Here is a 24,944-nt window from a genome sequence, read left to right as displayed (position 1 = left end):
GACGAATTTCCGCAGAGCCCGCGAGTATAGCGCATCTGACATCACCCCGCCAGCCCCACGCGTATCAGTCAATTTGGCGTGACCAGCACGCCACCGTCCTCGTCAGCCACGTAGCGGGCCTTCCTATAATTCGGTCACTTTCTGTGACCACCATCTTGACTGACCATACCGCCCCCGCAGCATCTCCCCTCACGCTCGTTGCACAAGACATGCACGAGGTCGACAAGGTCATCGGTCAGCGCCTGACATCAAGCGTCCCCTTAGTGGCCCAGATCTCTCAATACATCATTGCAGCTGGCGGCAAGCGTCTGCGCCCCGCTCTGCTGCTGATGGTGTGCGGAGCCTTGGGCTACCGTGGCACACATCGACACAGCCTGGCGGCAGTGGTCGAGCTGATTCACACCGCAACACTGCTGCATGACGATGTGGTGGATGCATCCACCCTGCGCCGTGGCCGCCCCACAGCCAACGAAACCTTTGGCAACCCTGCCAGCGTTCTCGTGGGCGACTTTCTGCACACCCGGTCATTCCAGATGATGGTCGAGGCTGGAAGCATGCGCATCATGGAAATCCTCTCCGAGGCCACTAACGTGATTGCGGAAGGCGAAGTGCTCCAGCTGATGAACATGCACGACGCCTCACTGGATGAAGCGGGCTATCTGCGTGTCATCCGCTCCAAAACAGCCAAACTTTTTGAAGCCAGCGCCCGCCTCGGCGCCATCCTGGCCAACAGCCCCCCCGATGTGGAAGAGGCATGCGCAACTTACGGGCAGGCACTGGGTACCGCATTCCAGATCATTGACGATGTGCTGGACTACGACGGCGACACTGCCGAGATGGGCAAAAATCTGGGCGACGACTTGAGAGAAGGCAAATCCACCCTCCCCCTGATCGCCGCCATGGAACGAGGCACCCCCAGCCAGGCGGAAATCGTTCGCCAAGCCATCGAACAAGGTTCGACCGAACGACTAGAAGAAGTCGTGAGCATCGTCCGCTCGACAGGCGCCCTGGACGTTACCCGCGCCGCAGCCTTCGCTGAAGCGCACCGCGCCATGGCTGCCGCCCGACTATTACCCGCAAATGCCTATTCGGAGGGTTTGCTAGAATTGGCAGCCCAATTGCTGGGGCGGCGAAATTGAAAGAGGCACTACATCACTCGCGAGTGCTTTTACAAGCTGCGGGGTGTAGCTTAGCCTGGTAGAGCGCTACGTTCGGGACGTAGAGGCCGGAGGTTCGAATCCTCTCACCCCGACCATATATCGCAGTATGGTCACCTACCAAAATCCCACCCGTTTGTGGCGCCGTTGCCAATATGCGCCGCTGTACAGCCCATGGTTGATCGGTGATGATAGGATGGTTTCTTTTCCACACCTAACACATTCTCGGTTACATGGCCGCTGTTGATACTGCCCTCAAAGAAGCCTCTGCAGTAGCCCTGCCCGGGCTCGGCCGCGCCCTGATGTCTGCGGGCAAGCTGACCCAAAAGTCAGCAGAAGACATTTACAAAAAATCACAAATAAGCCGTACTAGTTTCATTGCCGAGCTGACGGGCTCTGGAGCTGTTTCTGCAGCGGATCTGGCGCACACGGTATCTGCGGTTTTCGGTGCACCCCTGCTCGACTTGGACGCCATTGATCCTTTGCGCCTGCCGAAGGAGCTCCTGGATAACAAGATATGCCAAGCATATCGCGTGGTGGTCCTGAGCAAGCGCAACAACCGGCTGATCGTCGCAACAGCCGATCCGACTGACCAAGAAGCTGCAGAGAAAATCAAATTCACCACCCAAATGGGTGTGGATTGGATTATTGCGGAATATGACAAACTCAGCCGGCTCGTAGAAGTTACGACCAAATCCACCAGCGAATCCATGGACACGCTGGTGAGTGGAGGCGGAGACTTCGCTTTTGACGATGTTGCTATTGAAGATGCGCCTGAAGAAGCGGATACAGGAGCAACGGAAGTTGAAGATGCGCCGATCGTCAAGTTCCTGCACAAAATGCTGCTTGATGCATTCAATATGCGTGCGTCGGATCTGCATTTTGAGCCTTACGAACACCAATACCGCGTCCGTTTCCGTATTGACGGAGAGCTGCGCGAAATAGCCTCCCCACCGATCGCCATCAAGGACAAGCTCGCGTCCCGTATCAAGGTGATTTCGCGACTGGATATTTCCGAGAAGCGCGTTCCCCAAGATGGTCGCATGAAGCTCAAGGTGGGGCCGGATCGCGTGATCGATTTCCGGGTAAGCACCTTGCCCACCCTGTTTGGCGAAAAAATCGTGATCCGTATTTTGGATCCGAGCAGCGCCAAGCTCGGGATCGATGCGCTCGGCTATGAACCCGTGGAGAAGGAACGATTGCTCCAGGCGATTGGTCGTCCTTACGGAATGATTCTGGTCACAGGCCCTACGGGCTCTGGCAAGACGGTGTCCTTGTACACCTGTCTGAATCTGCTGAACAAGCCGGGGGTCAATATCGCAACCGCCGAAGACCCTTCTGAAATCAATTTGCCTGGCGTCAATCAGGTGAACGTGAATGAAAAAGCCGGTATGACCTTTGCTGTGGCACTGAAGTCGTTTCTGCGCCAGGATCCCGACATCATCATGGTGGGTGAAATCCGGGATCTGGAAACTGCAGATATTTCCATCAAGGCGGCGCAGACAGGTCACCTTGTGCTTTCCACGCTACACACGAACGACGCGCCCACGACGCTCACGCGGATGCGCAACATGGGTATTGCGCCGTTCAACATCGCTTCCAGCGTGATTTTGATCACGGCGCAACGTTTGGCGCGTCGATTGTGCCCCGTGTGCAAGGTTCCCGCCGATATCCCCCATGAGGCTTTGGTGGACGCGGGATACGAAGAACACGAGATTGATGGTTCCTGGGTGACCTATCGACCCGTGGGTTGCTCGGCCTGCAATAACGGCTACAAGGGCCGACTCGGCATCTATCAAGTAATGCCTATTTCCGAGGAGATCCAGCGCATTATTTTGCGCGACGGGAGCGCACTGGAGATTGCAGAGCAGGCACGCGCCGAGGGTGTTCGTTCGCTGCGCGAATCCGGGCTCTACAAAGCCAAATTGGGTCTGACTTCCCTTGAGGAAGTTCTGGCCGTCACCAACGAATAGCATCCACGGACGAGGGCACCATGGCGACCGCAGCATCAACCAAAGATATCAAGGATTTTGTCTTCGAGTGGGAGGGCAAGGACCGCAACGGAAAGATCGTTCGTGGCGAAATCCGCGCGGTCGGAGAAAACCAGGTGCAGGCGACGCTGCGTCGCCAAGGGGTTTTCCCCACCAAAATCAAGAAGCGCCGCATGCGTTCGGGCAAAAAAATCAAGCCCAAGGACATTGCGCTGTTTACCCGCCAGCTGGCAACCATGATGAAGGCTGGCGTACCTCTGTTGCAGTCCTTCGACATTGTGGGTCGAGGCAATACCAATGCCAGCGTCACCAAGCTGCTCAATGACATCCGGTCCGATATCGAGACAGGGACATCGCTCAACGGGGCTTTCAGAAAGTATCCGATGTACTTTGACAGTCTCTACTGCAACTTGGTAGAGGCGGGCGAGGCTGCGGGTATTTTGGAAGCCCTGCTGGATCGGCTGGCCACGTACATGGAAAAAACCGAGGCGATCAAATCGAAGATCAAGTCGGCCCTGATGTACCCCATTTCCGTGGTGATTGTGGCTTTCGTTGTGGTGACGGTCATCATGATCTTCGTGATTCCAGCGTTCAAGGAGGTCTTCACGTCTTTCGGAGCTGACCTCCCAGCACCTACGTTGTTTGTGATGGCCATCAGCGAGGTATTTGTCAAATGGTGGTGGCTGATTTTCGGTGTCATCGGTGGTGGCTTCTACTTTTTCATGCAGGCATGGCGCCGCAGTGAAAAGGTACAGATGTTCATGGATCGGCTTCTATTGCGGCTTCCTGTGTTTGGTGCCTTGATCGATAAGTCCTGCGTTGCGCGCTGGACTAGGACGTTGTCCACCATGTTCGCCGCGGGCGTGCCGCTGGTAGAGGCGCTTGACTCGGTGGGTGGGGCCGCTGGTAACTCGGTGTACTCTTTGGCCACAGATAAGATCCAGCAGGAGGTCTCCACGGGTACCAGCCTCACCGCCGCAATGGGCAACGCTAACGTCTTCCCCTCCATGGTGCTTCAGATGTGCGCGATTGGCGAAGAATCCGGCTCTATCGACCACATGCTTGGCAAGGCTGCCGACTTCTATGAAGCCGAGGTGGATGACATGGTGGCTGGCCTGTCCAGCCTGATGGAGCCCATCATCATCGTGTTTCTGGGTACGCTCATCGGCGGTATCGTGGTATCGATGTACCTTCCCATCTTCAAGCTCGGTCAGGTCGTGTAATGGCGCTGGAAGCATGGTTGGATGCCGCTATCGGCGGCGTGATTGGTTTGCTTTTCGGCAGTTTTCTGAATGTGGTGATTTACCGCCTTCCCAAAATGATGGAGAGGCAGTGGGCGGCAGAGCTCGCGCAAGTCGAGGCATCCAATCAGGGCAAAGAGCTGCCCGAGGATATGCAGCCCACCTTTAACCTCATGACACCTCGGTCCCGCTGCCCGGCTTGCGAGCATGTGGTGCGCTGGCATGAAAACATTCCTGTCTTAAGTTATCTGTTTTTGCGCGGACGGTGCTCGTCCTGCAAAACACGCATCAGCCCCCGCTACCCGATGGTCGAACTGGCAACGGGAGCGCTGTTCTTTTTCTGTATCCACCGCTGGGGCGTGACGCCTGCGGGGTTGGCATGGTGCGGCTTTTCGGCGGCCCTGATTGCTCTGGCGTTCATTGACTGGGACACCACGCTTTTGCCCGATGACATCACCTTGCCTTTGCTCTGGGCAGGGTTGCTGGCGTCCGCCCTGCAATGGACGAACGTACCGTTGTTTGCTTCCGTCATGGGCGCTGCGGCAGGATACCTGTCGCTCTGGCTGGTCTACTGGGGCTTCAAGTTGGCGACAGGCAAAGAAGGCATGGGCTACGGCGACTTCAAGCTGTTTGCAGCATTGGGCGCATGGTTTGGCTGGCAGGCGCTGGTGCCGATCATTTTGATGTCTTCAGTGATTGGCGCCATCATCGGGATCGCAATGAAAATTTTCAGCAGCTTGCGTGAGGGTGGCTACATTCCGTTCGGCCCCTTCCTGGTGGGTGCAGGGCTCACCGCGATGGTGTTCGGCCCCAACGCCATTTTGGGTACAGTGCTCGGTCTTCTGGGGCTCTGACGAACTCTCATGCCAACCCACCGACAGCCCTTGCGCCTGGGTCTGACCGGCGGCATCGGTAGCGGCAAGAGCACCGTAGGCCAGATGATGGCGTCCTTGGGTGCAAGCCTCATCGACGCCGACCAGATCTCCAGGGAGGTGACTGGGCCGGGCGGTGCGGCCATGCCTGCCATTCGAACTACCTTTGGTGAAGCATATGTTGATGCATCGGGTGCGCTGGATCGTGCGCGCATGCGGCAACTGGCCTTCAGCCAACCGCAGGCGCGCAGCCAGCTGGAGGCCATCGTGCACCCCTTGGTGGCCTTGCAAAGCCAGCAACAGATTCAACAGGCACTACAGTCTGGCTGCCGATGGATCGTGCACGACATCCCGCTGCTGACGGAGTCTGGGCGGTGGGCGCGCCAACTCGACGCCGTGGTCGTGGTGGACTGCACAGAGCAGACCCAGATCGCGCGGGTCATGCAGCGCAGCGGTCTGTCTGCCAAAGCTGTGCAAGACATCATTGCCTCACAAGCTACGCGCCCAGCGCGCAGGGCGGTGGCCGATGTGGTGATTGCCAACGAAGCACATTGCTCGCTAGAGCAGTTACGGGCTGAGGTGCGGCAAGTGGCCACGCTGTTCGGGCTATGATGCGTACGAAACCGTTTGTGCTTTCACCCCATGCCGTGCGCCACCGGCGTCAGAATACTGCCTGAGCCTCCAGGAACCCGCCAGCGTGATCCTTTACGAATACCCCTTTAACGAGCGTCTCAGAACCTATCTGCGGCTGGAGCAGCTGTTCCGCCGCTTGGGGGAGTTGATCCCCCGGCCTCACGCGCTGGATCACCATTTCGCCTTGGTGACGATTTTCGAGATCATGGATGTGGCCGCCCGGGCCGATCTGAAGTCGGATGTGCTCAAGGACATCGAAAAGCACAAGCACCAGCTCGACACGTACCGAGGCAACCCCTCCATTTCTGAAGCCGCACTGGACGCGGTGATCAGTCAGTTGGACCGGTGCTTCGTGGCACTCAACACCCAAAGCGGCAAGTCGGGCCATGCACTGACGGAAAACGACTGGCTGATGAGCATCCGCAGCCGCATCGGCATTCCGGGTGGGACCTGTGGCTTTGACCTGCCAGCCTATTACGCGTGGCAACACCACCCCCCAGCGGTGCGTCAGCAGGCCCTGGAGGAATGGGCCTCCACGTTGGCGCCCCTCGCCGAGTCGATCTATGTGCTGCTCAAGCTGCTGCGCGATTCAGGCGTGCCCCAAAAGGTCGCTGCAGAACGCGGACAGTTTCAGCAGAATCTGCCCCAGGGCCGCACCTTCCAGCTGCTGCGGCTTCGCATCGACCCAGCGCTGAACCTGATCCCGGAAATCAGTGGCAACCGTCTGATTGTCTCGGTGCGGCTCATGCGGCTGGAAGGCGATGGACGCCTGCACGCCTGCAACGAAGATGCGGCGTTTGAACTGACCCTGTGCGCGTAGGCCTTAGCCAGCCCAAGCCCAGAGACTGAATCGCGCCAAAGCCCGCTAAAGATCGGGCGGGCCGACTTGAGCAAGAGGATCACCCCAGGATGCCCCACTCCCTAGCCCCTTCCTCGCAGGCACGCATCGTCACCTGCCCCAGCTGCGGCGGAGATAGCGTGTATAGCGCCGCGAATGTATACCGTCCGTTTTGCAGCGAGCGCTGCAAGCAGATGGACCTTGGCGCATGGGCCAGCGAAAGCTTTCGCATGCCCACCGAAGCGCCGCCAGACGACGCCCCCCATGGCGACCCGCGCCAGCAGCATTGACCAAGGTCATAGGCGCCATTCAAGAGCGATTTCGCCAAAAACCAGCGGTAGCGCTAGTGCTGCATGCCTGAGGAGCTACTAATTCAATAGCAAATCAGTCCCACACAGGCGGGAGTCTCACTCCACCGCGGACTGCAGACCCCGCTCCTCAGCCAGCCATTGCAACACCGGATAGGCACCGGGCAGCACCGGGGACACCGTGATCGGCATTTGCTGCCAGGCCATGGCCTGGCCTTCACGCATCTCGAATTCGCCAGTCCACTCCCAGACCTTGCACCAGTGCAGCCGCACCAGTGCGTGGGGGTAATCGTGTTCGGTCACTTTCCAGACGCTGGCCGGGCCGATGGTCACGCCCAGCTCCTCGATCAGTTCGCGGCGCAGCGCCTGCTCCACGGTCTCGCCCGCCTCCAGCTTGCCACCCGGAAACTCCCAGTACCCCGCGTAGGGCTTGCCCGGCGGGCGGGTGGATAGCAGCATCGCGCCGTCTGCGCGCAGCAGGACGCCCACGGCCACTTCGGTGTGTTTGCGTTCGGCAGTGGCCGGGACGCTGTCTGGAGCGAGATGTTCAGCCGCCATGTCGCCCCGCATAGTCACGCGCAAACTGGTACGCCACACGGCCGCTGCGCGAGCCACGCTCCAGCGCCCAGACCAGGGCCTCAGGCCGCGCCTCCTCAATGGCCTGTGCGGGCACACCGAACGACGACAACCACTGCGCCACGATGGTCAGATACTCCTGCTGGCTGAACGGGTAGAAGCTGACCCACAGGCCAAAACGCTCCGACAACGAAATCTTCTCCTCCACCACCTCGCCCGGGTGCACCTCGCCGTCTTCGGTGTGGGTGTACGTGAGATTGTCGGCCATGTACTCCGGCAGCAGGTGGCGCCGGTTGCTGGTGGCGTAGATCAGCACGTTCGGCGTGGCGGCCGCCACCGAGCCGTCCAGGATCGACTTGAGCGCCTTGTAGCCTGGCTCACCGTCCTCAAAACTCAGGTCATCGCAGAAGACGATGAATTTCTCGGGCCGGTCAGACACTACGTCCACGATGTCCGGCAGGTCGGTCAGGTCGGCCTTGTCCACCTCTATCAGGCGCAGGCCTTCGGCTGCGTAAGCGTTCAAGCAGGCCTTGATCAGCGACGACTTGCCGGTACCACGCGCACCGGTCAGCAGCACGTTGTTGGCGGGCTTGCCCTGCACAAACTGCTGCGTATTGCGCTCGATCTTTTCTTTTTGCGGATCGATTTCCTTAAGGTCTGCCAGCTGCATCGCCCCCACGTGGCGCACAGGTTCCAGCGCGCCATGCCCACTGCTGCGCTTGCGGTAGCGCCAGGCAATGGATGCGGACCAGTCGGGTGCTCCCAGCGGCTGGGGCAGCACCGACTCGATGCGGGCGATGAGCTGCTCGGCACGTTCGACCAAGCGTTCAAATTTTTCGTTCATTGTGGCGACATGCGCTAGTGAAATATGCCTCAACAGCTATCACAAAGATAGCAAAAACCAACTCACGAGCGGTAGTCGGCGTTGATGGTCACGTACTCGTGGCTGAAGTCGCAGGTCCACACCGTGTCCGCTGCGGTACCGCGCCCTAGTAGCACCCTCACGGTGATCTCGCTCTGCTTCATCACCCGCTGACCGTCTTCTTCGCGATAGGCAGGATTGCGCCCCCCTTGCAGCGCCACGTGCACATCGTCCAGGTACAGGTCGATGCCGGTCTGGTCCAGGTCGTCAATGCCGGCGTAGCCCACGGCCGCCAGGATGCGGCCCAGGTTGGGGTCGCTGGCAAAAAAGGCCGTCTTGACCAACGGCGAATGGGCAATGGCGTAGGCCACCTTGCGGCACTCGTCGCCAGTCTTGCCGCCTTCGACCCGCACTGTGATGAACTTGGTCGCCCCCTCGCCGTCCCGCACGATCGCCTGCGCCAGCTTTTGTGACACCGAGAGCATCGCAGCCTTGAGGGCCTGGCCGTCCGCACTGTCCAGCGAGGTCACGGGCGCATGCGCTGCCTTGTTGGTGGCGACAACCACGAACGAGTCATTCGTCGATGTGTCGCCGTCGATGGTGACGCGATTGAAAGAGCCATCGGCCAGTTCGCGCGCCAGTTGCTGCATGACGGAGGGCGCCACGCAGGCGTCCGTGGCCAGGAAGCCCAGCATGGTGGCCATGTTGGGGCGGATCATGCCCGCACCCTTGCTGATGCCCGTGATGGACACCGTGGCGCCACCGATCTGCACCTGCGCAGAGAACGCCTTGGGCAGTGTGTCGGTGGTCATGATGCCCTCGGCGGCACGGGCCCAGTGGCCGGGCTGCGCATCGGCGATGGCGGCGGGCAGTCCCGCTTCGATGCGGTCGTTGGGCAGCGGCTCCATGATCACGCCGGTCGAGAACGGTAGGATCTGCTCGGGCGCCACGCTCAGCTGACGAGCGAGCGCAATGCAGGTGGCGCGCGCACGCGCCAGGCCGTCAGCCCCCGTACCTGCATTGGCGTTGCCCGTGTTGATGACCACGGCGCGAATGGGCTGGCCGCTGCTCAAATGCTCGCGACTGATCTGCACCGGCGCTGCGCAAAAGCGGTTCTGCGTGAACACGCCAGCCACGCTGGCGCCCTCGTCCAGCAAGAACACGGTGAGGTCCTTGCGGTGGGCCTTGCGGACACCAGCTTCGGCAACACCGATGCGCACACCGGCGATGGGGTGCAGATCGGCAGCAACGGGGGCGACTAGATTGACGGGCATGAAGGTCTTTCTCAAAAAACTGCGGCCGATTATCCGGAAAACCGTGGCGCGCCAATGAAAACACGGGCCGAAGCCCGTGTTGTGTGGATCAGGAAATCAGGCGAGTTTGCCGTGGCACTGCTTGTACTTCATGCCGCTGCCACAAGGGCAGGGATCGTTGCGGCCCACGCGCACGCCCTCTGGCAGCGCCAGACCCTGTGTCTGAGCGTCCACCGTGGTTTCGACCTCCCCGGTTTCCGTGGGCGCTGTGTAGGTCACGTTGGCAATGCTTTCGCCGCGGTTTTCCATCTCTTGCGCTGCCTGGTCCAGCTGCTCCTGCGACTGCACCTGCACGGTCATGAGGATCTTGGTCACTTCGTTCTTGACCTGGTCGATCAACTGGCGGAACAGCTCGAAGGCCTCGCGCTTGTATTCCTGCTTGGGCTGCTTTTGCGCATAGCCGCGCAGGTGGATTCCCTGGCGCAGGTAATCCAGCGCAGAGAGGTGGTCACGCCAGTTGGAGTCGAAGCTCTGCAACAGCACCATGCGTTCAAACTGCGTGAAATTCTCCCGCCCGACCTGCTCCACTTTGGAGTCAAAGGAGGCATGGGCCGCGGCCAGCACCTTCTCCAGGATCTCGTCGTCGGTGATGGCACTGGCGCCCTGCACCACCTGCTGCAAGGCAATCGATACCTGCCACTCCTCGGCCAGCACCTTCTCCAGAGCGGGGAGGTCCCACTGTTCTTCCACCGACTCGGCGGGCACATACTGGCGCACCAGATCGGTCATGCAATCTTCGCGCATGGCGGCGATCACGTCCGACAGGTCGGCTGCATCCAGAATGTCGTTGCGCTGCTGGTAGATCACCTTGCGCTGGTCGTTGGACACATCGTCGTACTCCAGCAACTGCTTGCGGATGTCGAAGTTGCGGGCCTCCACCTTGCGCTGTGCCGACTCGATGCTGCGCGTCACGATGCCGGCTTCGATGGCCTCGCCATCGGGCATCTTGAGGCGGTCCATGATCGCCTTGACGCGGTCGCCCGCGAAGATGCGCATCAGCGAATCGTCCAGGCTCAGGTAAAAACGTGAGGAACCGGGGTCGCCCTGGCGGCCCGAGCGGCCGCGCAGCTGATTGTCGATACGGCGCGACTCATGGCGTTCGGTCGCAATGATGCGCAGGCCACCGAGCTCCTTGACCTTCTCGTGGTCGATCTTCCACTGCTCGCGCAACGCAGCCACCTTGTCGGCGCGTTCGGCTTCTGGCAGGGCTTCATCGGCTTCGATGGCCGCCACATCTTTTTCAATGTTGCCGCCCAGCACGATGTCGGTCCCACGACCGGCCATGTTGGTGGCAATGGTGATCATGCCGGCACGACCGGCCTGGGCCACGATGTCCGCCTCGCGGGCGTGCTGCTTGGCATTGAGCACCTGGTGGGGCAGGCCTTCCTTGTTCAGCAGCTGGTCAATGATTTCGGAGTTCTCGATCGACGTCGTGCCCACCAGCACGGGCTGGCCGCGCTCATGGCATTCGCGAATGTCCTTGATGGCGGCTTCGTACTTCTCGCGCGTGGTCTTGTAGACGCGGTCCAGCTGGTCGTCGCGCTTGCTAGGCCGGTTGGGTGGGATGACCGTAGTTTCCAGGCCATAGATTTCCTGGAACTCGTAGGCTTCGGTATCGGCCGTACCCGTCATGCCGGCCAGCTTGTTGTACAGGCGGAAATAGTTCTGGAACGTGATGGAGGCCAGTGTCTGGTTCTCGGCCTGGATGTTCACGCCTTCCTTGGCCTCCACGGCCTGGTGCAGACCTTCACTCCAGCGGCGGCCCGACATCAGGCGGCCGGTGAACTCGTCCACGATCACGATCTCGCCGTTTTGCACCACGTAGTGCTGATCGCGGTGGTACAAGTGATTGGCCCGCAGCGCTGCATACAGGTGGTGCATCAGCGTGATGTTGGCCGGGTCGTACACCGAGGCGCCTTCGGCGATCAGGCCGTGGGACGCCAGAATGCGTTCGGCAGTTTCGTGGCCTTGCTCGGTCAGAAACACTTGGTGGGTTTTTTCGTCCAGCGTGAAGTCGCCGGGCTTGGTCACGCCCTCGCCTGTGCGGGGGTCCGCCTCGCCTTCCTGACGCACCAGCAAGGGCACCACCTTGTTCATGGCGATGTACATCGCCGTGTGGTCTTCGGCCTGGCCACTGATGATGAGCGGCGTGCGGGCTTCGTCGATCAGGATCGAGTCCACCTCGTCCACGATGGCAAAGTTCAGGCCCTGCTGCACGCGGTCCTGCGCTTCATAGACCATGTTGTCGCGCAGGTAGTCAAAGCCGTATTCGTTGTTGGTGCCGTAGGTGATGTCGGCACGGTACGCAGCCTGCTTTTCTTCACGGGGCATGTTGGGCAGGTTGATACCCACCGTGAGGCCCAGGAAGTTGTACAGGCGCCCCATCCACTGCGCATCGCGGTTGGCGAGGTAGTCATTCACCGTCACCACGTGCACACCCTTGCCCGAGAGGGCATTGAGGTACACCGGCAGCGTGGCCGTCAGGGTCTTGCCCTCGCCAGTGCGCATTTCGGCGATCTTGCCGAAATGCAGCGCCATGCCACCGAGCAGCTGCACATCAAAGTGCCGCATCTTCATGATGCGCTTGGAGCCCTCGCGCACCACGGCAAAGGCTTCGGGGAGGATGCTGTCCAGCGACTCGCCCTTGGCCACGCGGTCCTTGAACTCCTGCGTCTTGGCCCGGAGCTGCTCGTCCGACAGCTTCTCGTAATCGGGCTCCATCGCATTGATGCGGGTCACCGTCTTGCGGTACTGCTTGAGGAGCCGGTCATTGCGGCTGCCGAATATTTTGGTGAGGAAGTTGGTGGCCATGCGAACAGGACCGCCTGCCCCGCTGCAATCAGCGCGCCAAGCGACCGAAATCCCTAAGATGAATTGAGTTCAGATGGGTCCTGCGACCGATATTGCAAGCATTGCAACTGCGGGCAGAGAACGCCGGACCCGCGATTTTACCTGCCCGGTGCCGGCGCGGCCGGCTGTCCTGCCAACGTGGAGGGCTGAATGGCGGCTACCTGTGCGCCAGTGGCCGTACCGCCCGCATTCAGGAACTTCTGTGGGTCCTGGAAAACCCCCTGCACCAGCACCTCAAAGTGCAGATGCGGCCCCGTCGAGCGGCCGGTGGTACCGATCTCCGCAATCTTTTGCCCGCGGCGCACGATGTCGCCCTGCTTGATCAAGACGCGCGAGGCATGGGCATAGCGCGTCACCAGCTGGTTGCCATGGTCTACCTCGATCATGTTGCCGTAGGCGGGGTGGTACTCCTGGGTAACAACCACGCCTCCGGCGGCCGCCAGGATGGGTGTGCCGGTGTCGGCCTGGAAATCCAGCCCGGTGTGCAAGGCCGACTGCCCCGTAATGGGATCGACCCGCCAGCCAAAACCCGACCCTGCGACACGCCCCGTGACGGGCGCATGGGTCGGAATCATCTTCTTGCGGATGTGCTGGTCAAACAGACGGGACTCCAGCACCGTCATCAGATCCACACGCTGATTGGTCAGGCGCTCCAGATCATCCAGGGTGGTTTGCAGCTCTTCCATGGACAGGTTGCGCGCGCTCACGAGGGCGCCGCCGCGGGCATCCGCTTTCTGAATGTCAGCAGGTGCCATGCCTGCCAAGCCCAGCACACGGTCTCCGAGGGACTCCAGCTGCACCATGCGCGCTTGCATTTCACCCACACGCCGGGCCATGGCATCGAGATTGGCGCGCATGAATCGGTCACGCTCGGCAAACTCATCCTTGACCACAAGGCGCACCAGCGAGCCCACGATAGGCCACCCTTCACGCGCCCCTTTCAGAAAAACCCAGTGGTAGAGCCCTGCAGCCACCACCATCAGGCACAGCGACACAGCAAGCCCCGCCAGGACCAAGCGCGTGCCAGACAAATGAATGGCCCGGCTGCGCGCCAGTCTGGCGTCCGTGATAATCAAATGCACTGCCAATACTCCACGCCCGAAGACGCCACACCATGAATCGCCGCCACTACGCCATCACCCTGCAGCAAGCCAGCGAGGAATCCCCCACGCTGGCAAAGCTTACAGCGCTGACACGCGACTCCAGTGATCGGCTCAAGGCCATTGAATTGCTGATTCCCGCCGCGTTGCGCCCAGCGGTTCAGGCAGGCCCCATTGACGGGGACAGCTGGTGCCTGCTGGTCAAGAGCAACGCTGCGGCGGCAAAAATACGCCAACTGCTGCCTGCTTTGCAGGCGCATCTGCGCAGTCGGGGGTGGGAGGTTAACGCGATTCGCCTGAAAGTTCAAACCTGACGGCCAGGGCGTCAGTGCCAGGGAATGCAAAAAGCAAGAGAAATGGTGCCGGTTGTCGGAATCGAACTGACGACCTACCGCTTACAAGGCGGGTGCTCTACCAACTGAGCTAAACCGGCGAAGGCAGCATTTTATCCTGTAAAAACCGCCCGAAATTTGAAACAGCAGCTATTTGATGCGCTTCAGCGAGGGGCGTGCTCCACCTTGAGCAGGCGGCGGCCGAGGAGTGTCGCCCCCATCATCCTTGTGGCCATCTTCCACACCCACCAGCTGCACGACACGGTCTTCGGCAGGCACGGCAGCCGTCGCCTCTTCCGTTTGCACCGGCGCGGGGGACACAGCAGCAGACAGTGCAGAGGGAGCCCCCTCCGCAGAAGTCAACAGATCCACCGGTGGCGGGAACGCCATACCTTGACCGTTCTCACGGGCATAGATAGCGATCACACGCCCGACCGGCACCAGAATTTCGCGAGGCTTGCCACCAAAACGCGCCTTGAACTCAATGAATTCATTGCCCAGTTGCAGCGCGCTGGTCGCATCAAAACTGATGTTCAGAACGATCTCGCCATCCTTCACATACTCGCGCGGCACCTGCACGGAGTCGTCCACACGCACCGCCACGTAAGGCGTGAGCCCGTTGTCGGTACACCATTCGTACAGGGCGCGAATGAGATAGGGGCGCGTGGAGGTCGATTCCTGTGCGGTCATGGATGGCGGTACTACAGCTGCGATGGAAAGAGGGAAGTCTGCAGGCCGCGGCTTACTTGCGCATGACCTTTTCGGACGGCGTCAGCGCTTCAATGTAAGCCGGGCGCGAGAAGATGCGCTCAGCGTACTTGAGCAGCGGGGCCGCATTCTTGGACAGATCAATGCCGTAGTAATCGAGGCGCCACAGCAGCGGCGCGATGGCCACGTCCAGCATCGAGAAGTTGTCGCCCAGCATGTACTTATTCTTGAGGAACACCGGGGCCAGCTGCGTCAGGCGGTCACGGATGTGGGCGCGCGCCTTTTCCAACGCTTTCTCATTGCCCTTGGTCGCACGCGATTCGAGCGTGTTCACATGCACGAACAATTCCTTCTCGAAGTTGAGCAGGAACAGGCGCACGCGGGCGCGGTCCACCGGGTCACCAGGCATCAGTTGCGGGTGAGGAAAACGCTCATCGATGTACTCATTGATGATGTTCGACTCGTACAGGATCAGGTCGCGCTCGACCAGGATCGGCACCTGGCCGTACGGGTTCATCACGCTGATGTCTTCGGGCTTGTTGTACAGGTCCACATCGCGGATTTCAAAGTCCATGCCTTTTTCAAACAGAACAAAACGGCAGCGGTGGGAGAAGGGACAGGTCGTACCCGAGTAAAGCACCATCATGGTGGGAGGCTCCTAAAAATCAAAAGAGTGGGACGCCAAAAGCGCCCACTCTGTAATAAATCCGACGGCACCCCGCAGGGTGCTAGCGATGGATCTGGCGTTTACTTGACGTCCTTCCAGAACGCAGCGTTCAAGCGCCAAGCAATGATCGTGAACACGCCCAGGAACATCAGCACCCAGACGCCCACGCGCCAACGGGTGTTCTGCGCGGGCTCGCCCATCCACTGCAGATAGTTCACCAGATCGCCAATATTCTGATCGAATTGCAAAGGCGTCATCGTGCCTGGTGTGATCTGCTCCCAGCCCTTGAACACATGGGTCTTGTGGCCGTGGCTCTCGTGTTCTTCAAACACGGGACGACGTTCGCCCTGCAACTGCCACAGAACATGGGGCATACCGACGCTGGGGAAAGCCAGGTTGTTCCAGCCGGTGGCCTTGGTGTCGTCGCGATAGAAGGTGCGCAGGAAGGTGTACAGATAGTCAGCCCCCGTGCCGCCGTGGCCTGCACGCGAACGTGCGATCACGGTGAGGTCGGGCGGATTGGCACCAAACCATTCCTTGGCCTGCTTGGGATCGATCGACGCCTTCATGGTTTCACCCACCTTGTCGGTGGTGAACAGCAGGTTGTCCTTGATCTGCTGCTCGGTCAGGCCGATGTCGCGCAGGCGATTGAACCGCATGTAGGCCGCCGAGTGGCAGCTCAGGCAGTAGTTCACGAACACCTTGGCACCGTTTTGCAGCGAGGCCAGGTCATTGGTCTTGTTGGGCGCCTTGTCCCAGGCAATGGTGTCGCCACCCGCCGCATGGGCAGCACCGGCGACCAGACCCACAGCGGCGATCAACGTGAGGATGATTTTCTTCATTGTTGTTATCTCCAGGCTCAGTGCGCCACAAAGGTCACGCGGTCAGGCACGGGCTTGGTTTCACCGATGCGGCTCCACCAGGGCATCAGCAGGAAGAAGCCGAAGTAGAACAGCGTTCCGACTTGCGACACCCGCTCGCCGATCGGCGATGGTGGCTGCACACCCAGGTAGCCCAGGATCAGGAAGATGATCACAAACACGCCGTACAAATACTTGTGCCAGTCGGGGCGGTAGCGGATCGACTTGACAGGGCTGTGATCCAGCCAGGGCAGGAAGAACAGGATGATCACAGCACCACCCATGACCACCACACCCCAGAACTTGGCATCGATGGACAGCATCATGGCGATGACCACCACGGCCGCACCGGCAATACCCGCCTTCACGAAGCTGGGCAGCTTGGCCTTGAGCACGCCAAAACCGGCGCCAGCGACCACGCACAGCACGAGCACGTACATCATCTCAGTGGTGATGGCACGCAGCATCGAATAGAACGGCGTGAAGTACCAGACCGGGGCAATGTGGGCCGGGGTCTTGAGCGGATCCGCAGGGATGAAGTTGTTGTATTCGAGGAAGTAGCCACCGAACTCGGGAGCAAAGAACACCACGGCCGTGAATGCCATCAGGAACATGCTCAGCGCGAAGATGTCGTGCACCGTGTAGTAGGGATGGAAGGGCACGCCGTCGAGCGGCTTGCCGTTGGCATCCTTGGGAGCCTTGGGGCCCTTGATTTCCACACCATCGGGGTTGTTGGAGCCCACGTCGTGCAGCGCCAGCAAGTGCGCCACCACAAGGCCCAGCAGCACCAGGGGCACGGCAATCACGTGGAAGCTGAAGAAGCGATTCAGCGTCGCATCGCCCACCACATAGTCGCCACGGATCAGCAGGGCCAGGTCCGGGCCGATGAAAGGAATGGCGGCAAACAGGTTCACGATCACCTGGGCACCCCAGTAGGACATCTGCCCCCAGGGCAGCAGGTAACCCATGAAGGCTTCGGCCATCAGGCACAGGAAAATCGCGCAACCGAAGATCCAGACCAGCTCGCGCGGCTTGCGGTAGCTGCCGTATATGAGGCCACGGAACATGTGCAGGTACACCACCACAAAGAACGCCGAAGCGCCCGTGGAGTGCATGTAGCGGATCAGCCAGCCCCAGGGCACATCGCGCATGATGTACTCGACCGACGCGAACGCGAGATTGGCGTCCGGCTTGTAGTGCATGACCAGGAAGATGCCGGTCACGATCTGGATCACCAGCACGACCAGCGCCAGCGAGCCGAAGATGTACCAGAAGTTGAAGTTCTTCGGAGCGTAGTACTCCGACATGTGCACCTTGTAGGCGTCAAAGGCCGTCGGGAACCGGTTCTCGAACCAGTTGGTGACCTTGGCGCCTGCGGAGGCGTTCGGCGAGATTTCTTTGAATTCGTGGGCCATGTCGTTCTCCGTCAAGCCTTCTTGTCTTCACCGATCAGCAGGCGCGTATCGGACAGGTACATGTGCGGAGGCACCTCAAGGTTGTCGGGTGCTGGCTTGTTCTTGAAGACGCGGCCCGCCATGTCGAACGTGGAGCCGTGGCAAGGACACAGGAAGCCACCCTTCCAGTCGTCGGGCAGCGAAGGTTGTGCACCGGTCTGGAACTTGTCCGACGGCGAGCAACCCAAGTGCGAGCAAATGCCCACACCCACAAAAATTTCCGGCTTGATGGAGCGCGCCTCGTTGCGGGCGTACTCAGGCGTGAGTTCAGAGGGCTTGCGCTCCGACTTGGGATCGGCGAGCTGGCCGTCGAGCTTGGGCAGCTCTGCCAGTTGCTCCGGCGTGCGCTTGATGATCCAGACGGGCTTGCCGCGCCACTCCACAGTGACCTTTTCTCCAGGTTTGAGGGCGGAGATATCCACCTCGACAGCAGCACCAGCGGCTTTGGCACGCTCTGAGGGCTGGAAAGTACTCACGAAAGGAACGGCGGTTGCCACGCCGCCCACCGCACCAGCACATGCTGACGTGATGATCCACGTCCGCTTGCTGGAGTCGATTGGAGTGTCACTCATGGGGATCCTCGATGAACATCGCTAGATTGGGGTCAACCGCGAATTGTAGCGGAGTGAAAATGGTTATTTCCAAGTGGTTTGCTGGCTTGACAGGGGTGCGAACCGGGCAATACTCCCCCATCACCGTTTTACAAGGAGCAACAACATGGGGATGATGCAAGAGTTCAGGGAGTTCGCGGTCAAGGGCAATGTGATTGACCTCGCGGTGGGCGTCATCATTGGCGGCGCCTTTGGCAAGATCGTGGATTCGGTGGTAGCAGACCTGATCATGCCGGTGGTGGGGCTGGTCTTTGGCAAGCTCGATTTCTCCAACCTGTTCATCGTGCTGGGCAACGTGCCTCCAGGCACGGGCACCACGCTCGACGCCCTCAAAAAAGCCGGTGTGCCAGTGTTTGCCTATGGCAACTTCCTGACCGTGGCGGTCAACTTTGTGATCCTGGCTTTCATCATCTTCATGATGATCAAGCAGATCAACCGCCTCAAGCGCGAAGCCCCTGCCGCCCCCGCCGCGCCGGTGGCCCCTCCCGAAGACATTGTGTTGCTGCGCGAAATTCGCGACAGCCTGAAGAAGTAAACCCTTGGGCCAGCGGCCTTAGTGGCCGCACAAAACGCCACCGCTGCGCTGCCTCCACCAGCCGCCGGTGGCGTTGGCTTTTTGGGGTCGCGCCGCCCGCACACCCGCGTCCAGGCTGGCACAATTTTTCAACGGTTCGTTTGATATCGATCAGCGCTGGGCCCCAAGGCTTCAGCGGCTGACGTCATCCGCACAGCGCCCGCGCCATGCGCACCGCCTCGATCAGGCTGGAGGCATCTGCAACGCCCTGCCCTGCAATATCAAACGCCGTCCCGTGGTCGGGGCTGGTGCGCACCAGGGGCAGGCCCAGGGTCACGTTCACGCCCTTTTCCACCCCCAGGTACTTCACCGGGATCAGGCCCTGGTCGTGGTACATGGCGATGACCACGTCGAACTCGCCCGCGCGCTGCGGGGTGCTGCGCGCGCGCATGAACACCGTGTCAGGCGCAAACGGGCCGTGCACATCGAGCCCCTGCGCGCGCGCCGCCGCGATGGCCGGGGCGATCACCTCCAGCTCTTCGCGGCCAAACAATCCGCCCTCGCCCGCATGGGGGTTCAACCCTGCCACACCCACGCGGGGCACACGGCCCAGGCTGCGCTGCAAGGCGGCGTGGGTGATTTGCAGCGTCTGCAGCACGTTGTCCTGCGTCACCGCTGCAATCGCGTCGCGCAGCGACACATGGATGCTGACGAGCACGGTGCGCAGCTCGTCATTGGCCAGCATCATGCGCACGGGCATCCGCGCCAGCGGCACCCCCTGGTGCGCAGCAGCCTCTGCCTGCAAGAGCTCCGTATGCCCCGGGAAGTCCACCCCTGCAGCCGACAAGGCCTCCTTGTGCAAAGGGGCGGTCACCAGCGCTGCCACCTCCCCACGCAATGCGGCACGCGCCGCCCAGACCACGCTGTCCGCCGCGGCACGGCCGGCGGCGGCGCTGATCTCGCCCCAAGGCTGGGGCCCCGGGATCCCAGGCAGTTGGAGCACGGGGATGCAGCGGGGCGGAGCGTCCGCCGCTTCGCCCGGTGACCCGATCTGCGCCACAGGCACACCGGGCACACCGGGGCGCGTGATGGCGTCCGCAGCGCGTCGCACGGTGGCCAGGTCACCGACGACAAAGCAGTGGCGCAGCGCATCGGGCGCGTCGCGAAAGGCCTTGGCCACGATCTCGGGGCCGATGCCGGCGGGATCTCCCTGGGTGATGGCGATGGGTTGCATGGGTTTGGAGCCAAAAGTGCTTGTAGCGCTAGTTATTCATGCGCTATCAGCTATGAATAAATGAGCAAAATGGACCGGATATCCGCACGATGTGATTGCTTGCCGTGCGGTGTCTTGCCATGGGCTAGGCGGGGTTGTCGATCTCGATGAACTGGTGGCTCAGCCCGCACTGGTCTGCCACATGCGCCGCCACGGCGGGGGCGCCATAGCGCTCCGTGGCATGGTGCCCGGCGGCAATAAAGCCCACCCCCGTCTCGCGCGCCAGGTGCGCCTGGGGCTCGGAGATTTCGCCGGTGATGAAAACATCCGCCCCTGCGGCAATGGCCGACTCGAAATACCCCTGCGCGCCGCCCGTGCACCACGCCACGCGGCGCACGGGGCGCCGTGCAGCGGCACCACCGCCCACGTCACCCGGCGACACCAGGGTCACGGTGCGGCCGAGCGCCTGGGCAACATGGTCGGCCACAGTCTCGACATTATCGAAAGCCGCGGGCGCTGCAAAGCCCAGGTCCTGCTCGCCAAACCGCGCATCGGCGGCAAAACCCAGCACCCGGCCCAGCTGTGCGTTGTTGCCCAGCTCGGCATGGGCATCGAGCGGCAGGTGGTACGCAAACAGGTTGATGTCGTGCGCCAGCAGCAGTTGCAGCCGCTGCTTCATCCAGCCCGTGATGCGGCCATCCTGTCCGCGCCAGAACAGGCCGTGGTGCACAAAAATGGCATCGGCCTGCGCGGCAATGGCGGCTTCGATCAGTGCACGGCTGGCAGTGACGCCACTGACCACTCGCCGGATCACGGCCTTGCCCTCGACCTGCAGGCCATTGGGGCCGTAGTCCTTGAAGCGCTCGGGTTGCAGCAGGCTGTCAAACGCCTGCAAAAGTTGACTGCGGTGAATGCTCATGCCGCTATTGTGGCGCGCCGTTCGCGCCCCCACATTCGGAGACAATCCTGTGTGAGAGGGAGCGCCCAGGCCGCCACGGCGAACCTGCAGCGCCCACCTCCGTCGCCCACACCCTGTACTACCACCGGCAAGCACCTTTCATGAAGCGACTCTGGCTGTTGTTTTCCCAGTCCGTGACGGTCCTCGTTGCGGCCTACTTTGTTGTCGCCACGCTCCAGCCTGACTGGCTGGGCCGGGGCACCACGCGCTCCGGGGCGGGTATTGCGCTGCTGGAGGCCCCTGCCACGCCACCGTCGCAGCCTGCGGCGGGCAGCTTCAGCGGTGCGGCGCGCAAGGCGGCACCGGCCGTGGTCAGCATCAACACCAGCAAGGAAGTGCGCCACCCGCGCAGCAACGACCCCTGGTTCCAGTTTTTCTTTGGTGACCAGGGCAGCCAGGCGCAGGCCGGCCTGGGCAGCGGCGTGATCGTGAGCCCCGAGGGCTACATCCTCACCAACAACCATGTGGTGGAAGGTGCTGACGAGATCGAGGTGACCCTCACCGACAGCCGCCGCGCCCGTGCGCGCGTGATCGGCACCGACCCCGACACCGACCTGGCCATCCTCAAGATCGAACTGGACAAGCTGCCCGTGATCGTGCTGGGCAACTCCGACGCCCTGGATGTGGGCGACCAGGTGCTGGCCATCGGCAACCCCTTCGGCGTGGGGCAGACCGTGACCAGCGGCATCGTGAGCGCGCTGGGCCGCAGCCAGCTGGGCATCAACACGTTTGAAAACTTCATCCAGACCGACGCGGCCATCAACCCCGGCAATTCGGGCGGTGCGCTGGTCGATGTGAACGGCAACCTCATGGGCATCAACACCGCGATCTACTCGCGCTCGGGCGGCAGCATGGGCATCGGGTTTGCCATTCCGGTGTCCACAGCCCGCATGGTGCTCGATGGCATCGTGAAGGACGGCCAGGTCACGCGCGGCTGGATTGGCGTGGAGCCCAACGAGCTGTCGCCCGAACTGGCAGAAACCTTTGGCGTCAAAAAGGCCACCGAGGGCGTGATCATCACCGGCGTGCTGCAGGACGGCCCCGCCGCCCAGGCTGGCATGCGCCCGGGGGATGTGATCGTGAGCGTGGACGGCAAGAGCGTGGGCAATGTGTCGCAGCTGCTGACCGCCGTGGCGGCACTCAAGCCGGGCCAGGCTGCAGCGTTTGACGTGCAACGGGCCGATAAGCGCGTGGAGCTGAGCATCAACCCAGGCGTGCGCCCCCGGCCACAGCGCAATGTGAGGCGCTGAGCCCCTTCAGCGAGCCCGGCTCTGCGCGGTCATCGCCGGGCGGGTACAAGCCGTCACCACTGCCTGATTGGGGGCGAAGCAGGCGAAGGTCGTCGGCTTTGGGGCCCCTCTGCAGGGCCAAGCCGGGGTGAAGAACAGGCCAGCCGAAAGGGGCCAGATGCGGGTGAGGAGTGTCCCTTCCTCTGAAGGGCTGCAGCCCTCACAGTACTATAAAAAACATAGCTGCCAGCGCATATCTCACTAGCGCTTGCAGCTATTTTTATTGTTTTTCTGTCTCATCGCCCAGGTGGAGCCCCACGGACGCGATCTGTGCATCACCCCCAACGCAACCCCGCCAGCCTGCGGGGCTGGCAGGTCAGGATGCGGAAGCGGATTCCCCGGGCTCTTCGGGCGCCTGGGTGTGCTTGATGAAGATCTGAGCGGCCCAGATGCCCACCTCGTACAGCAGGCACATGGGCACGGCCAGCGACAGTTGCGACACCACATCGGGCGGTGTCACGACGGCGGCCACCACGAAGGCCAGCACGATGAAATAGCCGCGAAACTCGCGCAGCTTTTGTACGCTCACGATGCCCATGCGGGCCAGCACCACCACCGCAATCGGCACTTCAAACGCCATGCCGAACGCCAGGAACATGGACAGCACAAAACTCAGGTAGGCCTCGATGTCAGGCGCGGCCGTGATGCTCTTGGGGGCAAAGCTCTGAATGAACGCGAACACCTGGCCAAACACCAGGTAGTAGCAAAACGCCACCCCGATGAAGAACAGCAGCGTACTGGACACCACCAGCGGCAGCACCAGCTTTTTCTCGTGCGAATACAGGCCGGGCGCCACAAAAGCCCAGATCTGCCACAGCACAAAAGGCAGCGCGAGCAGGAACGCCGACATCAGCAAGATCTTGAGCGGCACCATGAACGGCGAAATCACCGAAGTGGCGATCAGCGTGGCCCCCTTGGGCAGGTGGGCTACCAGAGGGGCGGCCAGAAAGTCGTACAACGCGCCGGGACCCGGGAAGAAGAACAGGATCGCTGCCGCAATGGCGATGGCGATCATGGCCTTGACCAGCCGGTCGCGCAGCTCCATGAGGTGCTGTACGAACGGCTGCTCGGTGCCGGCCAGTTCGTCTTCTTTGGTGGGGGTTTCGGACATGGTGGGTTTTCGTGGGCGTCAGGGCCGCCCATGCAGCGCACGAGGCGCCGCAGGCTGCGTCAGTGGAATTTTTGGGGGCGGTAACGTGCTACGCGGGCTGCGCCGGACTGTGCCTTGGTGCGCACACCACTGCGGGCCTTGTACCACTGGGGCACCGCACCACGCTTGAGGCGCCAGTTCTTGCCGGGGTGCTTGTAGGCAGGCACCACGGCCGCCTGCTCCCGCAGGTCGGCGTTGTTGCTGGAATCGATGGCATCGGTCCAGTCTTTCTCGAACTCGCTGGCGCTGGTCTGGATGGTGTTGTGCACGTCGCGCGCGGCGTTCTCCACCGAGTCCTTCATCTTCTTGAGCTCATCGAGCTCCATGGACCGGTTGACCTCCGCTTTCACGTCGGACACATAACGCTGCGCCTTGCCGAGCAAGGTGCCGACGGTACGGGCCACACGGGGCAGCTTCTCGGGGCCGATGACGATCAACGCCACGGCGCCGATCAGCGCCATTTTGGACAGGCCAATATCAATCATGGATCAGGCGCCAGCGCAATGCAGGCCAAGGCAGCGGGTCAGCAGCACCAGCTCAGCTCTTTTGCTTGGCTTCGACATCGATGGTGGTCTTGTCGGCGGCCTGGCTGTTGGCCACCTGGCCAGCGGGGGGCGTGGCAGCAGCAGGTGCATCAGACGAGCCATCCTTCATGCCGTCCTTGAAGCCCTTGACGGCGCCGCCCAGGTCAGAGCCCATGTTCTTGAGCTTCTTGGTACCGAACACCATCACAACGATCAACAGCACGATCAGCCAGTGCCAGATGGAAAAAGAGCCCATGAAATATCTCCTAACGAATTGCAATCATTTTAGACGGGGGGCGTGACAGGAGTTCAGTGCCGGGGCAAGCCGACACCTCTCAACATGGCACGATCGTCAGCCTGGTTCAGCCTTTGAGCCACGGACGGGGGCCGCCCATGACATGGATATGCAGGTGGTGGATTTCCTGCCCACCTTCAAGCCCCGTGTTTACCACGACGCGAAAGCCACCATCCGGGTACGGGTTGCAGCCCTGCTCCAGTGCCAGCTTTGGCGCCAGCGCCATCATGCGCCCCAACACCCCGGCATGCTCCGGGGTGACCTGTGCCATGGAAGGGATATGCAGCTTGGGCACCATCAAAAAATGCACTGGCGCCCACGGGTGAATGTCGTGGAAAGCGAAGATTTCTTCGTCCTCATAAACCTTCTTGGAGGGGATCTGGCCCGCGATGATTTTGCAGAAAAGGCAGTTCGGATCGTGCATGGGAGGGATCGGAGCAAAGGGAATCAGGGGTACAGGCGCGGATCAACCCTGAGGGTGCCTCGCGCGCAAGCGAGGGATGTCCTGCATAACCCTCGCGAGTCGGTGGTAGGCGGATCGGGATGGGCCACAAGGCATCTTTTTGCAGCCAATAGCTGTGCTATTGGCCAAAAAAGCAACGCAGCGGACCGCCCGAGACCGCGCTAT

Annotated in this window: 26 protein-coding genes and 2 tRNA genes; 11 read left to right on the top strand and 17 right to left on the bottom strand. The window is 61.3% G+C overall.

What is annotated here, in order from left to right; all coding sequences use genetic code 11:
• The first annotated feature begins 209 nt into the window (after positions 1 to 209).
• The 8 genes from IB236_RS00420 to IB236_RS00385 all read left to right on the top strand — a co-directional run bounded on the left by IB236_RS00420 (position 210) and on the right by IB236_RS00385 (position 7,022).
• Positions 210 to 1,139, top strand: coding sequence for a polyprenyl synthetase family protein (locus tag IB236_RS00420; RefSeq protein ID WP_108498330.1), 930 nt, complete (start codon positions 210 to 212; stop codon positions 1,137 to 1,139).
• A 39-nt stretch (positions 1,140 to 1,178) separates the two neighbouring features.
• Positions 1,179 to 1,255 (top strand) — tRNA-Pro (locus tag IB236_RS00415).
• A 135-nt stretch (positions 1,256 to 1,390) separates the two neighbouring features.
• Positions 1,391 to 3,130, top strand: coding sequence for a type IV-A pilus assembly ATPase PilB (gene pilB, locus IB236_RS00410; protein WP_192418220.1), 1,740 nt, complete (start codon positions 1,391 to 1,393; stop codon positions 3,128 to 3,130).
• Between the two features lie 20 nt (positions 3,131 to 3,150).
• Positions 3,151 to 4,371, top strand: a complete 1,221-nt coding sequence (locus IB236_RS00405) for a type II secretion system F family protein (RefSeq protein ID WP_192418218.1) — start codon at positions 3,151 to 3,153, stop codon at positions 4,369 to 4,371.
• Positions 4,371 to 5,243, top strand: a complete 873-nt coding sequence (locus IB236_RS00400) for an A24 family peptidase (protein ID WP_192418216.1) — start codon at positions 4,371 to 4,373, stop codon at positions 5,241 to 5,243. Before IB236_RS00405 ends, IB236_RS00400 begins: the two co-directional genes overlap by 1 nt.
• Positions 5,244 to 5,252: 9 nt before the next feature.
• Entirely contained in the window at positions 5,253 to 5,873 is a 621-nt protein-coding gene (coaE, locus tag IB236_RS00395) for a dephospho-CoA kinase (RefSeq protein ID WP_192418214.1), read from the top strand.
• Between the two features lie 85 nt (positions 5,874 to 5,958).
• Complete coding sequence (gene zapD, locus IB236_RS00390; RefSeq protein ID WP_056060302.1) at positions 5,959 to 6,714, top strand: cell division protein ZapD; 756 nt, start codon at positions 5,959 to 5,961, stop codon at positions 6,712 to 6,714.
• An 89-nt stretch (positions 6,715 to 6,803) separates the two neighbouring features.
• Entirely contained in the window at positions 6,804 to 7,022 is a 219-nt protein-coding gene (locus tag IB236_RS00385) for a DNA gyrase inhibitor YacG (RefSeq protein ID WP_192418213.1), read from the top strand.
• A 117-nt stretch (positions 7,023 to 7,139) separates the two neighbouring features.
• Here the strand turns inward: IB236_RS00385 and IB236_RS00380 are convergent, their stop codons facing one another.
• The 5 genes from IB236_RS00380 to IB236_RS00360 form a co-directional block, all read right to left on the bottom strand.
• Positions 7,140 to 7,598, bottom strand: a complete 459-nt coding sequence (locus IB236_RS00380; RefSeq protein WP_225580890.1) for an NUDIX domain-containing protein — start codon at positions 7,596 to 7,598, stop codon at positions 7,140 to 7,142.
• Positions 7,588 to 8,460 carry an ATP-binding protein gene (locus IB236_RS00375; RefSeq protein ID WP_192418211.1) on the bottom strand — a complete coding sequence of 291 codons (873 nt, stop codon included), beginning with the start codon at positions 8,458 to 8,460 and terminating at the stop codon, positions 7,588 to 7,590. Before IB236_RS00375 ends, IB236_RS00380 begins: the two co-directional genes overlap by 11 nt.
• 62 nt (positions 8,461 to 8,522) lie before the next feature.
• Complete coding sequence (argJ, locus tag IB236_RS00370; protein WP_192418209.1) at positions 8,523 to 9,752, bottom strand: bifunctional glutamate N-acetyltransferase/amino-acid acetyltransferase ArgJ; 1,230 nt, start codon at positions 9,750 to 9,752, stop codon at positions 8,523 to 8,525.
• 96 nt (positions 9,753 to 9,848) lie between these two features.
• The gene (secA, locus tag IB236_RS00365) at positions 9,849 to 12,602 is read right to left on the bottom strand and encodes a preprotein translocase subunit SecA (protein ID WP_192418207.1); all 2,754 of its coding nucleotides are present in this window, start codon (positions 12,600 to 12,602) and stop codon (positions 9,849 to 9,851) included.
• 137 nt (positions 12,603 to 12,739) lie between these two features.
• On the bottom strand, positions 12,740 to 13,723 hold the full coding sequence (locus IB236_RS00360) for a M23 family metallopeptidase (protein ID WP_108498321.1): 984 nt from the start codon (positions 13,721 to 13,723) through the stop codon (positions 12,740 to 12,742).
• A gap of 32 nt (positions 13,724 to 13,755) precedes the next feature.
• Between IB236_RS00360 and IB236_RS00355 the strand changes: the two genes are divergently transcribed.
• Positions 13,756 to 14,055 (top strand): hypothetical protein, encoded by a 300-nt coding sequence (locus IB236_RS00355; RefSeq protein ID WP_192418205.1) that lies wholly within the window; start codon positions 13,756 to 13,758, stop codon positions 14,053 to 14,055.
• A gap of 43 nt (positions 14,056 to 14,098) precedes the next feature.
• Here IB236_RS00355 and IB236_RS00350 read toward each other — a convergent pair.
• The 6 genes from IB236_RS00350 to petA form a co-directional block, all read right to left on the bottom strand.
• Positions 14,099 to 14,174: transfer RNA gene (locus IB236_RS00350), tRNA-Thr, on the bottom strand.
• A gap of 49 nt (positions 14,175 to 14,223) precedes the next feature.
• The gene (locus IB236_RS00345) at positions 14,224 to 14,763 is read right to left on the bottom strand and encodes a ClpXP protease specificity-enhancing factor (protein ID WP_192418203.1); all 540 of its coding nucleotides are present in this window, start codon (positions 14,761 to 14,763) and stop codon (positions 14,224 to 14,226) included.
• Positions 14,764 to 14,815: 52 nt separating this feature from the next.
• Positions 14,816 to 15,427, bottom strand: coding sequence for a glutathione S-transferase N-terminal domain-containing protein (locus IB236_RS00340; protein ID WP_005794209.1), 612 nt, complete (start codon positions 15,425 to 15,427; stop codon positions 14,816 to 14,818).
• Positions 15,428 to 15,528: 101 nt separating this feature from the next.
• A complete protein-coding gene (locus IB236_RS00335; protein WP_099731102.1) occupies positions 15,529 to 16,290 on the bottom strand; it encodes a cytochrome c1 in 762 nt (253 codons plus the stop codon).
• Positions 16,291 to 16,307: 17 nt separating this feature from the next.
• Complete coding sequence (locus tag IB236_RS00330; RefSeq protein ID WP_015012702.1) at positions 16,308 to 17,723, bottom strand: cytochrome bc complex cytochrome b subunit; 1,416 nt, start codon at positions 17,721 to 17,723, stop codon at positions 16,308 to 16,310.
• An 11-nt stretch (positions 17,724 to 17,734) separates the two neighbouring features.
• Positions 17,735 to 18,334: a ubiquinol-cytochrome c reductase iron-sulfur subunit gene (gene petA, locus IB236_RS00325; protein WP_056060279.1), complete on the bottom strand. Its 600-nt coding sequence runs from the start codon at positions 18,332 to 18,334 to the stop codon at positions 17,735 to 17,737.
• Positions 18,335 to 18,479: 145 nt separating this feature from the next.
• On the opposite strand from petA, the gene mscL reads away from it, so the two are divergent.
• Positions 18,480 to 18,908, top strand: a complete 429-nt coding sequence (gene mscL, locus IB236_RS00320; protein WP_056641077.1) for a large conductance mechanosensitive channel protein MscL — start codon at positions 18,480 to 18,482, stop codon at positions 18,906 to 18,908.
• Positions 18,909 to 19,092: 184 nt separating this feature from the next.
• On the opposite strand, the gene pdxA is transcribed toward mscL, so the two are convergent.
• On the bottom strand, positions 19,093 to 20,121 hold the full coding sequence (pdxA, locus tag IB236_RS00315; RefSeq protein ID WP_192418201.1) for a 4-hydroxythreonine-4-phosphate dehydrogenase PdxA: 1,029 nt from the start codon (positions 20,119 to 20,121) through the stop codon (positions 19,093 to 19,095).
• 124 nt (positions 20,122 to 20,245) lie between these two features.
• A complete protein-coding gene (locus IB236_RS00310) occupies positions 20,246 to 21,019 on the bottom strand; it encodes a Nif3-like dinuclear metal center hexameric protein (protein ID WP_146869867.1) in 774 nt (257 codons plus the stop codon).
• A 140-nt stretch (positions 21,020 to 21,159) separates the two neighbouring features.
• Here IB236_RS00310 and IB236_RS00305 point away from each other — a divergent pair, with 140 nt between their 5' ends.
• A complete protein-coding gene (locus tag IB236_RS00305; RefSeq protein ID WP_056060267.1) occupies positions 21,160 to 22,308 on the top strand; it encodes a trypsin-like peptidase domain-containing protein in 1,149 nt (382 codons plus the stop codon).
• A 355-nt stretch (positions 22,309 to 22,663) separates the two neighbouring features.
• On the opposite strand, the gene tatC is transcribed toward IB236_RS00305, so the two are convergent.
• The 4 genes from tatC to IB236_RS00285 form a co-directional block, all read right to left on the bottom strand.
• Positions 22,664 to 23,458: a twin-arginine translocase subunit TatC gene (gene tatC, locus IB236_RS00300; protein ID WP_056060263.1), complete on the bottom strand. Its 795-nt coding sequence runs from the start codon at positions 23,456 to 23,458 to the stop codon at positions 22,664 to 22,666.
• Between the two features lie 59 nt (positions 23,459 to 23,517).
• On the bottom strand, positions 23,518 to 23,982 hold the full coding sequence (gene tatB, locus IB236_RS00295) for a Sec-independent protein translocase protein TatB (protein ID WP_192418199.1): 465 nt from the start codon (positions 23,980 to 23,982) through the stop codon (positions 23,518 to 23,520).
• 52 nt (positions 23,983 to 24,034) lie between these two features.
• A complete protein-coding gene (tatA, locus tag IB236_RS00290; protein WP_056060256.1) occupies positions 24,035 to 24,277 on the bottom strand; it encodes a Sec-independent protein translocase subunit TatA in 243 nt (80 codons plus the stop codon).
• Positions 24,278 to 24,383: 106 nt separating this feature from the next.
• Complete coding sequence (locus IB236_RS00285; RefSeq protein WP_015012693.1) at positions 24,384 to 24,740, bottom strand: histidine triad nucleotide-binding protein; 357 nt, start codon at positions 24,738 to 24,740, stop codon at positions 24,384 to 24,386.
• Positions 24,741 to 24,944: the final 204 nt, after the last annotated feature.

The sequence above is a fragment of the Acidovorax sp. ACV02 genome, assembly GCF_014851475.1.
Lineage (GTDB): Bacteria > Pseudomonadota > Gammaproteobacteria > Burkholderiales > Burkholderiaceae_C > Acidovorax > Acidovorax delafieldii.
This window is presented reverse-complemented; position numbering and strand designations above follow the sequence as displayed.

Excerpts from the sequence above, each read along its gene's own strand:
- IB236_RS00420 (WP_108498330.1), top strand. The coding sequence starts at position 210 with ATGCACGAGGTCGACAAGGTCATCGGTCAGCGCCTGACATCAAGCGTC.
- pilB (WP_192418220.1), top strand. The coding sequence starts at position 1,391 with ATGGCCGCTGTTGATACTGCCCTCAAAGAAGCCTCTGCAGTAGCCCTG.
- IB236_RS00405 (WP_192418218.1), top strand. The coding sequence starts at position 3,151 with ATGGCGACCGCAGCATCAACCAAAGATATCAAGGATTTTGTCTTCGAG.
- IB236_RS00400 (WP_192418216.1), top strand. The coding sequence starts at position 4,371 with ATGGCGCTGGAAGCATGGTTGGATGCCGCTATCGGCGGCGTGATTGGT.
- coaE (WP_192418214.1), top strand. The coding sequence starts at position 5,253 with ATGCCAACCCACCGACAGCCCTTGCGCCTGGGTCTGACCGGCGGCATC.
- IB236_RS00385 (WP_192418213.1), top strand. The coding sequence starts at position 6,804 with ATGCCCCACTCCCTAGCCCCTTCCTCGCAGGCACGCATCGTCACCTGC.
- IB236_RS00380 (WP_225580890.1), bottom strand. The coding sequence starts at position 7,598 with ATGGCGGCTGAACATCTCGCTCCAGACAGCGTCCCGGCCACTGCCGAA.
- IB236_RS00375 (WP_192418211.1), bottom strand. The coding sequence starts at position 8,460 with ATGAACGAAAAATTTGAACGCTTGGTCGAACGTGCCGAGCAGCTCATC.
- argJ (WP_192418209.1), bottom strand. The coding sequence starts at position 9,752 with ATGCCCGTCAATCTAGTCGCCCCCGTTGCTGCCGATCTGCACCCCATC.
- secA (WP_192418207.1), bottom strand. The coding sequence starts at position 12,602 with ATGGCCACCAACTTCCTCACCAAAATATTCGGCAGCCGCAATGACCGG.
- IB236_RS00355 (WP_192418205.1), top strand. The coding sequence starts at position 13,756 with ATGAATCGCCGCCACTACGCCATCACCCTGCAGCAAGCCAGCGAGGAA.
- IB236_RS00345 (WP_192418203.1), bottom strand. The coding sequence starts at position 14,763 with ATGACCGCACAGGAATCGACCTCCACGCGCCCCTATCTCATTCGCGCC.
- IB236_RS00340 (WP_005794209.1), bottom strand. The coding sequence starts at position 15,427 with ATGATGGTGCTTTACTCGGGTACGACCTGTCCCTTCTCCCACCGCTGC.
- IB236_RS00335 (WP_099731102.1), bottom strand. The coding sequence starts at position 16,290 with ATGAAGAAAATCATCCTCACGTTGATCGCCGCTGTGGGTCTGGTCGCC.
- IB236_RS00330 (WP_015012702.1), bottom strand. The coding sequence starts at position 17,723 with ATGGCCCACGAATTCAAAGAAATCTCGCCGAACGCCTCCGCAGGCGCC.
- petA (WP_056060279.1), bottom strand. The coding sequence starts at position 18,334 with ATGAGTGACACTCCAATCGACTCCAGCAAGCGGACGTGGATCATCACG.
- mscL (WP_056641077.1), top strand. The coding sequence starts at position 18,480 with ATGGGGATGATGCAAGAGTTCAGGGAGTTCGCGGTCAAGGGCAATGTG.
- pdxA (WP_192418201.1), bottom strand. The coding sequence starts at position 20,121 with ATGCAACCCATCGCCATCACCCAGGGAGATCCCGCCGGCATCGGCCCC.
- IB236_RS00310 (WP_146869867.1), bottom strand. The coding sequence starts at position 21,019 with ATGAGCATTCACCGCAGTCAACTTTTGCAGGCGTTTGACAGCCTGCTG.
- IB236_RS00305 (WP_056060267.1), top strand. The coding sequence starts at position 21,160 with ATGAAGCGACTCTGGCTGTTGTTTTCCCAGTCCGTGACGGTCCTCGTT.
- tatC (WP_056060263.1), bottom strand. The coding sequence starts at position 23,458 with ATGTCCGAAACCCCCACCAAAGAAGACGAACTGGCCGGCACCGAGCAG.
- tatB (WP_192418199.1), bottom strand. The coding sequence starts at position 23,982 with ATGATTGATATTGGCCTGTCCAAAATGGCGCTGATCGGCGCCGTGGCG.
- tatA (WP_056060256.1), bottom strand. The coding sequence starts at position 24,277 with ATGGGCTCTTTTTCCATCTGGCACTGGCTGATCGTGCTGTTGATCGTT.
- IB236_RS00285 (WP_015012693.1), bottom strand. The coding sequence starts at position 24,740 with ATGCACGATCCGAACTGCCTTTTCTGCAAAATCATCGCGGGCCAGATC.